The organism is Arenicella xantha (assembly GCF_003315245.1).
Lineage (GTDB): Bacteria > Pseudomonadota > Gammaproteobacteria > Arenicellales > Arenicellaceae > Arenicella > Arenicella xantha.
Genome location: NZ_QNRT01000018.1, coordinates 1 through 3,678, shown reverse-complemented (window position 1 = coordinate 3,678; position 3,678 = coordinate 1). Strand labels below are relative to the sequence as shown.

The following is a 3,678-nucleotide window of genomic DNA, read 5'->3' as shown; positions in this document are numbered from 1 at the left end:
GGCCAGAAATGAAAGCAAGCCAAAATATGCTTAGCTCTAGTGCTCCGTTACAGTTTGTTGCAGTGAAGCTCATGACTTATCCTGAAACATAACGCTCCGCTAAGGGGCCGGAGCTGCGTTGATTTGTTTGTGCGAGCGTAGCGAAAAAGCACACACCAAGCAACGCAGCGGAGGTCCAAGCAGCTTTAGCTGCTGAACTTTGAGCGGCTTGTTAGGTGATAAGCACCTAGAGCATGCGCCGCCAATATAGATATTAAAAGGGCATAATCACCGAGCTTGATTGAGCCAACAAGGGACACATCTAAGTTAGCCAAATAAAGCATGACGTACAAAAATATAAGGCTACAAAAGTATGTTTTTAATATAGCTTTGTTTAGTAAGGCACCAACAAATGCGACTAAAAATCCTACAAAACCAATTAGCACCGCTACACTACTATCACTGCCGCTACTAACTAATTCATTACTGTAAATTACGCTTCGCTCAAGACGAACAAGCAAACCTCCAAATAATGAATGCAAAACACCTAGAACCACAACAACAGCTGTAGCTACCGATATGGCGATTCTATTCATTCGTTCACCTAACGCCCTTAAAACGGGCGCGCGTTTTCTGCGCGTCCGAGTGAACGCAGTGAGCGAAAGTTTTTAAGCTTGTTAAGTGTTTTTACTTTTGCCATGTTTCAAAATTATCTATTAGCGTGTTTAAACATGTTTGGTCAGTCATAAAGTTAAAGGACAGTTCTTGACCTGCTGAATGAAGTTTACCATTTACCGCTAATTGACCAGTACCGTTGATCGTAAAGGCTATAAACCAATTTTCCCAGAGAGGCTTTAGAGTAGCTGAACCAGCTAACCTTAGATTGCAGGCCTTAAGCTGATTAATGAATTCTCTCATTGGCCCGATTTCAAAAGTAACTAGAACCATTGCGGTAAAACCATTTGATATCACGTGAATAGTGCTACCAAAGCCTGATTCGTCACTATATTTTTCAATATTCAGAAACTCTAATTTTGGGTCTTCTAAATTAGTTTGTAACTTGATATCCACGATACACCTAACGCTAAGCCAAGGGGCGGCGCGTAGCAGCCGTCCCGCGGAGCCAACTTGTTGGCGGAGTGCACTTAGACGCCTTGTTAGGTGGTGTGACCTTTTCGATGACTTGATGCACTTCCTTATTGCCTCCACAGAACAAAACCATTTATATCATTTACTAAGCCAGACTATCAGAATTCGTTTAGTGGTAAAAATGCTGTTCGACCAAAACGATATAAATACTTAACTTACAACGATGAACCAGTTTTCTAGGCTGCCTCACACCAGAAAGTTTGCACCAACGAAACACTTCTTATCAACGACTGGTTTAGCTAAATAGACAGGACACACCTAACGCTAAGCCAAGGGGCGGCGCGAAGCAGCCGTCCCGCGGAGCCAACTTGTTGGCGGAGTGAACTTTGACGCCTTGTTAGGTGGTGTGACTTTTTCGATAACTTGATGCACTTCCTTTTGCCTCCACAGAACAAAACCATTTCTTTCGTTTATTAAGCCAGACTATCAGAATTCGTTTAGTGATAAAAATGCTGATCGACCAAAACGATATAAATACTTAACTTACAACGATGAATCAATTTTCGAGACTGCCTCACTCGCGGAAATTGGCACTGACGAAAAACTAATTATCAACGACCGCTCTAACTAAATAGACAGGACACACCTAACGCCTCAAACACGGGCGCGCGTCTTTTGCGCGTCCGAACGAACGTAGTGAGTGGTAGTGTTTTGACTTGTTATATGTATTATTTAGCAAATTGTTCAAGCAGCTTTACGGTTTTAGGGCCAAATACATAAAATTCATTTTGGCTTTCAAGCACGAACATGCGAGTAAAATTACATGCTGAGATATGGCGATCTTTTGGAACAAAAACAACATACTCTAAACCAACACCAATATCAGGTGCGCAACTTAAATAACTTGTGATTGGTCGAGTAATGAAACTGAACTGACCAAAGTCACCTTTAAGTCTCTGGGTTATATCAAAGAAGCCTTTACGGACTACATTGATCTTATCAAATTCTTCTTTCTGGTATGTTCCTACAAAAACCCATTCTGATTCAGTGAACGAATACTCTAGTGTGTTGGAGTTTACATCTGGGCATTTACATGCTGAGACGTCAAACGAACTTATCGCGATCACTACAAAACAGAAGTATTTAATTCTCATAACTCTCTCATTGCATATAACGCTAAGCCAAGGGGCGGCGCGAAGCAGCCGTCCCGCGGAATGAGCGCAGCGAATGAAGTGAACTTTGGCTACTTGTTAGGTTTTTGTGCACTGAAATTTCCAAGGACACTTTGAACAGCTTTTTCAGGATTAGGAGCTTCAATACTAGCAACTTTTTTATAACCTCTGTAACGAAGGTGCCATGCTCTCAACTTATTTCCATAAAGCCCGAGTGCAAGCCATGCGATAAATGATAGATATGCAAATGCCTTTGCTTCTAGGTATTCGGACAAAAGAATTGCGGAAAAGACTAGCAGAATAAATATAAGTGCAAAAAGATACATTCTCAATGCAATAAGCCAGCACCAGTGAAAAAGAAATGCAAAAAAATTAAAGCCCGTGGGGATAGCAAGGGCGCAATCATCAGACTTGGAATACACGTCGTACTTCATTAAAAAAACCTAACGCCGCAAAAACGGGCGCGCGTAGCGCGTCCGAGCCGAAGGCGTAAAGTTTTTTGCCTTGTTAAGTGTGCACATTTAAGACCTTTGCCTTTTTGCAAGAAAATGAACCAGCTAAACCTACACAAGCAGCTAACTCTACCTCCATAGAGCTACCAAGGTTGATCTTTAGTTCATCAATGATGTTTTGTTTTCCGATCTCGCCCAGCTGAACATCGTCTATTTCTGAAAACTCTAATTCCACTGCCGCTCGTTTATCAAGATCAGAATCGATATAAAAAATACATATCAATATTCTTTTTTCAAATTTTATCGAAAATTCAGAAATTCGACCATCGCAAAACTTTGGCCAGTACCCGAAGTAATCTATGACTAATTGTTCGTCGGTAATCATGACCCTTCAGTGCACTTAACGCCGTGCCAAGGGGCGCGCGTCTTCTGCGCGTCCCGCGGAGTGAGCGCAGCGAACAGAGCCTTGCTTTGGCGCCTTGTTAGTGATTTTTCTCATGGGCAACGATCCCATAAGGATTGAGATATAGGCCCTAGATACTCTTTTATTGATAGCCCGCCAACGGCTGGCTCTGGAGCTATTGATAAGAAATTGGTTATTAATGCATCTTTCAATGTTGGGCCATCTGACCAATGAGAATCTGGGTCTTCGATAAATACTTGCTCAATTGATTTTGCGATTTGAACTAGTTCTTCTGATTTTATTTGAGGATATTCAAATAATATAAAATCTCGTAGAAACGCGACTAAAGAATGAGGTGAAAAAGACCGATTTTCTTCTCGATAGATGTCTTCAATAGCCCACAGCTCTTTAAACTTGGGTATTGATTTTTCTAGATGTATAGCAAAACTCGATGCTTCCATATCACTAACGCCCAGCCAAGGGGCGGAGCGGAGCGACGTCCCGCGGAATGAGCGCAGCGAATGGAGTAAACTTTGGTGCCTTGTTATATTTTTTCACTCTTAACACCGAAAATTCGCTCTTT

6 protein-coding genes are annotated in these 3,678 nt (G+C 41.8%); all 6 read right to left on the bottom strand.

Translation table 11 applies throughout. From position 1 onward, the window contains the following. Window positions 1-185: 185 nt before the first annotated feature. A complete protein-coding gene (locus DFR28_RS19780; RefSeq protein WP_170132192.1) occupies window positions 186-575 on the bottom strand; it encodes a hypothetical protein in 390 nt (129 codons plus the stop codon). A gap of 91 nt (window positions 576-666) precedes the next feature. Further along, window positions 667-1,050, bottom strand: coding sequence for a WapI family immunity protein (locus DFR28_RS19380; protein WP_113956057.1), 384 nt, complete (start codon window positions 1,048-1,050; stop codon window positions 667-669). Between the two features lie 746 nt (window positions 1,051-1,796). Further along, window positions 1,797-2,222 (bottom strand): hypothetical protein, encoded by a 426-nt coding sequence (locus tag DFR28_RS19375; RefSeq protein WP_113956056.1) that lies wholly within the window; start codon window positions 2,220-2,222, stop codon window positions 1,797-1,799. Between the two features lie 89 nt (window positions 2,223-2,311). Then, window positions 2,312-2,674, bottom strand: coding sequence for a DUF2628 domain-containing protein (locus tag DFR28_RS19370; RefSeq protein ID WP_113956055.1), 363 nt, complete (start codon window positions 2,672-2,674; stop codon window positions 2,312-2,314). Between the two features lie 73 nt (window positions 2,675-2,747). After that, window positions 2,748-3,077 carry an Imm50 family immunity protein gene (locus DFR28_RS19365; RefSeq protein WP_113956054.1) on the bottom strand — a complete coding sequence of 110 codons (330 nt, stop codon included), beginning with the start codon at window positions 3,075-3,077 and terminating at the stop codon, window positions 2,748-2,750. Window positions 3,078-3,187: 110 nt separating this feature from the next. Further along, window positions 3,188-3,556 carry a hypothetical protein gene (locus DFR28_RS19360; RefSeq protein WP_113956053.1) on the bottom strand — a complete coding sequence of 123 codons (369 nt, stop codon included), beginning with the start codon at window positions 3,554-3,556 and terminating at the stop codon, window positions 3,188-3,190. Between the last annotated feature and the right edge of the window lie 122 nt (window positions 3,557-3,678).

Excerpts from the sequence above, each read along its gene's own strand:
- DFR28_RS19780 (WP_170132192.1), bottom strand. The coding sequence starts at position 575 with ATGAATAGAATCGCCATATCGGTAGCTACAGCTGTTGTTGTGGTTCTA.
- DFR28_RS19375 (WP_113956056.1), bottom strand. The coding sequence starts at position 2,222 with ATGAGAATTAAATACTTCTGTTTTGTAGTGATCGCGATAAGTTCGTTT.
- DFR28_RS19370 (WP_113956055.1), bottom strand. The coding sequence starts at position 2,674 with ATGAAGTACGACGTGTATTCCAAGTCTGATGATTGCGCCCTTGCTATC.
- DFR28_RS19365 (WP_113956054.1), bottom strand. The coding sequence starts at position 3,077 with ATGATTACCGACGAACAATTAGTCATAGATTACTTCGGGTACTGGCCA.
- DFR28_RS19360 (WP_113956053.1), bottom strand. The coding sequence starts at position 3,556 with ATGGAAGCATCGAGTTTTGCTATACATCTAGAAAAATCAATACCCAAG.